General features: G+C 61.3%; 3 protein-coding genes and 1 pseudogene. 1 reads left to right on the top strand and 3 read right to left on the bottom strand.

The annotated features are described in order from the left end of the window. Positions 1-352 precede the first annotated feature (352 nt). Positions 353-478 (top strand): pentapeptide repeat-containing protein, encoded by a 126-nt coding sequence (locus tag ABX749_RS26555; RefSeq protein ID WP_372898658.1) that lies wholly within the window; start codon positions 353-355, stop codon positions 476-478. Between the two features lie 412 nt (positions 479-890). Here ABX749_RS26555 and ABX749_RS26550 read toward each other — a convergent pair whose 3' ends face one another. From ABX749_RS26550 to ABX749_RS26540, 3 genes and pseudogenes are all read right to left on the bottom strand, one after another. Beyond that, a complete protein-coding gene (locus tag ABX749_RS26550) occupies positions 891-1,994 on the bottom strand; it encodes a hypothetical protein (protein WP_372898657.1) in 1,104 nt (367 codons plus the stop codon). 18 nt (positions 1,995-2,012) lie between these two features. Continuing rightward, entirely contained in the window at positions 2,013-2,987 is a 975-nt protein-coding gene (locus ABX749_RS26545; RefSeq protein ID WP_372898656.1) for a tributyrin esterase, read from the bottom strand. Between the two features lie 11 nt (positions 2,988-2,998). Continuing rightward, positions 2,999-3,441: pseudogene (locus tag ABX749_RS26540) on the bottom strand (hypothetical protein); the annotation flags it as partial.

Below are 3,441 nucleotides of genomic sequence, written 5' to 3'. Positions count from 1 at the left end.
GTTCCATAAATCGGGATGCCATCTCGATCGCTTCCAGCGCCGCCTCATCGGCCTTGGACAGCGATTGCGACAAGCGATTTTCAAGTTCCATTTCGGCGATGCGAAGTTCCAAGCGATTGCGGTGCAACTCGAGCTCTCGCAACTCATGCTCCATCGCTTGCAGGTGTTGATCTCGCTCGCGTTGCTCGTGCTCGCGACGTTCCATCCGCTCGCGCTCATGCATCTCACGTTCGCGCATCTCACGCTCATGCATCTCGCGCTCATTCATCTCGCGCTCACGCATCTCACGCTCGCGCATGTCTCGCCCGCGCATCTGACGCTCACGCATGTCTCGTTCACGTAACTCGCGTCCATCGATCTCGCGTCCATCGATCTCACGTCCATCGATCTCACGTCCATCGATCTCACGTTCGTCGATTTCACGTTCGTCGATTTCGCGTTCGTCGATTTCGCGTTCGCGGAGCTCACGCGGGCGTGATTGACGTCTTTCCATCGCGCGTTCGCGCAGTTCACGTTCTTCGGCTTCTTCGCGATTTCCGGCTCGCTCTTCATCGCGTCGGCTGCGGTCTTGCTCAGCAGTCTCGCGCTCACGGACCTCGGTTTCGCGTTCATCGGCACGCAAGGGCGTCGTCGTGAACAGGGGAGCGACAAAGCAGAACGCCAGCCCGGCGAGCAATTTCGTTGAAAACGATCGATCGGTAAGGGTCATGATGGGACCTGCAACGGGGGAAATGGGGTGGAGGGGACGTTGATCGCCATCGCAGAGACTTCGTCGTCCCGACGATCACGAAACGCCGACCCACCAATTTAACCGGTTTGGGACGGAACGGTGGCACAATCTGGAGGTCGGAGGGGGGAGCCACCCGACGGCGTGCCCTGCGGTGTTCGTGTTACGGAACCAGCAACGAGGCGCCACACGCTTTGGCCCACCGCGAGTGATACGTCCCCAGTCGTTGGGGCGTGCTGCCGTGTGGCATGATTGCCGATAGAAGTCCGATCACGCGGTCGATGTCGTCCCACAGATGTTGCGAGGTGACGGCGGGGATTTGATTGAATGCCGTTCGATCGTACCGTGACGTCGGCATGGACTCCAACAAGAATCGCACCAGTGGCAGGCACCACGCATCGATGGCAACGGCGGATGCCCCCAAGGCGATTAGCTTGGCAACGTCTCGGGCGCTGACTTCGCCCGGCACGATCCACAGGGGTTTGTCTGCGAATTCGTGTTCATCCATCAATCGACGCGTCTTGGTGACCAACGCCGCCAACTGGATCCCCTCGATCTCCGGCTGATTCATTCGCACGATCAACCCATCGGGCCGGGAAACCAGCGCCGCGGCGATCTCTTCTTCCAACCGGTAACAATCGATAGACACGAACACTGCGGCCGAAGGTGCTAGCAGCCGCAGTTGGTCGAGTTTCGTGCGGGCTTGGTTGAGCGAGACGACATCGGTGGGAAAGGAGCCGGTGGCAACATGGCCGCCACCGCCGATCGTCGTTCCTTCCGCACCGCCTTCCCAACGGCTCATCTGGTCCGGCGAATACGCGAATCGTCCCGAATCATCCCGCGTCGCTGCCAGGCGGACATCGATGATGCGTGTCTCGTCGAAATCGGCGGGCATGAATCCATAACGTTCGGCGCGATAGGGAGTCATTCGCGGCAAGAACTGCCGCTGCGCCGCATCGGTTGCTGCACTCTCGTCGGCCGGAATCGCTGCAAACAACTCACTGGGTTCTTCGTCGATCGCGATGTCGCGGCGGAGTGCCGAAACCACAACATCAAGATTGGCCACCGACGCCGCGAGTCGTCCGGCAACCTCGCGCGGCAATTGAATCCACGGCGGTTCGTACCAGAACAACGGCAACTCCAATCGAACCGAGTTGCCGTCGGGGCGTGAGATCGTCTGGGCTACCGGATACATCGGGCTGGTCGCCCAGACCGATGCCGAGTGCGGAGGCAGGAGGTGAAGCGAAGCGAGTCGGTCGGAATTCACAGGTAATCCTTTCAAGCACTATCGCCAATTGGGAACCACTTCGCCGCGGGCTGCATTTTCCGCCGCCAGTTTTGCGATCGGGACGATGCGACGAAAGTCTGTCGCGTCGCCGCGGATCCCCGCGCTGATGAGCAGCAATCCCAGTTGGACCTCCTGCTTCTTTCGCAGCGGAGCCTCGGTGACACCGGGAGTCAAGCTCGCCGCCTTTCCCCGAATGAACACCGCAACGTTGCTGAGCGGATTGCCCAAGTTGTTGCCCGCGTCGCCTCCGATCACGATGGTCCCCGCCAAGGCGCCGAGTCCGACATCGTTGCCGACGTCGCCGCGAACGAACAGTCCGCCACCACGCATCGCGCCCCCGGTACGATCCCCGGCCGAACCATAAATGCCCAGGGTGCCGCCGGTCATCGCGGTTCCCGCACCGTGGCCGGCGTGACCGCGAACCCGGATCGATCCGCTGGACATGCCTTCGGCAACCCCGTGTCCGACATTTCCGAACACTTTGATGACCGTTTGAGAGTTGTACGCAAACGCGTAGTCGCCCAGCGATCCGCGGACACGCAACTTCACCGGGTGATCGATCCGCATCAGCGCGGCGTGTTGCCCGTCCGCCCCCAGGATCTCGACCCTCGGTAATTTTTCTTCATCCCCTGGCAGCGGCACCGAGCGAATCGCCTCGCGAAGTTCCGCATCGAAGAGTTCCTGCATCGAGAATTCGTGATCGATGTCCGGCAGGTTCGTCGAGTCGACCGATTCCTGGTCAAATCCGACCATCGTATCGTGGGTCGAATCGAGCTGGGGCGCTTCATCGGACAGCGCTCCGACAGGCAACGCATCGACAGGCAGCGCGTCAGAAGGCAGCGCGTCAGAAGGCAGCGCATCGGCCGGCAGCGTTTTGTTCGGCAACGTCTCGCGAGAATCCGACTCCGCCGGCGCGGAACGCAGCGGCGTTGGCGGTTTCGCCGATTGAGGAGGTTTGGGAACGTGCGGCATCGAAACGACAATCAAACGCGGTGGCCGGAAAGGATCCGTCGAACAATCCCCTCTAGTTTAGCCGCCGCGGCGTCCCCTGCCTCTAGCACTTCCGCGTGATCGGCGACTTTCGCTCGGTCGGGATCCGCCACATTGCTGACAATCGACAAAGCGAGCACGGACATCTCAAGATTTGCCGCCGTTAACACCTCTCCTGCGGTGCTCATTCCCACCACATCGGCTCCGATCCGCCGCATCATGCGGTATTCGGCACGGGTTTCATAGGTCGGCCCCAGGGTCGCCAGATAGGTACCTGGGACGGCGACAAAGCCCCCTTCCCGGGCGGCGGCCAGTGCGAGTGAGACGAGTTGCGGATCAAAAATCTGACCACGCCGTCCGGCGGGAAAACCGATCGGCAACCCGCCAGGGTAACGCGGTGAAGTATTTTTTTGCGGTAGGGCGCGAGCCCTCCGGT

This window comes from Stieleria sp., from assembly GCF_041595215.1.
Classification (GTDB): Bacteria; Planctomycetota; Planctomycetia; order Pirellulales; family Pirellulaceae; genus Stieleria; species Stieleria magnilauensis.
Note: the sequence above shows the minus strand (reverse complement) of the source record. Positions and strands in the feature narration are given on the sequence as shown.